This is a genomic window from Flavonifractor sp. DFI.6.63, from assembly GCF_024462255.1.
Classification (GTDB): Bacteria; Bacillota; Clostridia; order Oscillospirales; family Oscillospiraceae; genus Lawsonibacter_A; species Lawsonibacter_A hominis.
In genome coordinates, this window is sequence record NZ_JANGBE010000115.1 from 1 (window position 1) to 308 (window position 308).

The window sequence follows — 308 nt, forward strand, 5'->3', positions numbered from 1 at the left end:
GCCATGCCTCATGCCAAGACAAGTGCAGTAAACAGGCCATGTGTCCTATTTGCTAGGAAGAAAGATGGACTTGACTATGAAGCCTTGGATGGCCAACCATCAAGACTATTCTTTATGATAGCTGCAGAAGAGGGAGCCAACAATACTCATATAGAGACACTTGCTAATCTTTCTAGGCTACTCCTAAATCCAGATATAATAGAAGCATTGATCAATGCTAAGGATGAAGATGAGGTTCTAGCTATATTTGCCAAGGGTGAGTCAGAGGGTGAGGAAGCTAAAAAGGCTGATGATGCCCAGAAGGTGAT

General features: G+C 43.2%; 1 protein-coding gene. It reads left to right on the forward strand.

The window, feature by feature from the left end:
- Positions 1 to 308: PTS sugar transporter subunit IIA (locus NE547_RS18135; protein WP_256176637.1), on the forward strand; the 308-nt coding region annotated here is incomplete at both ends.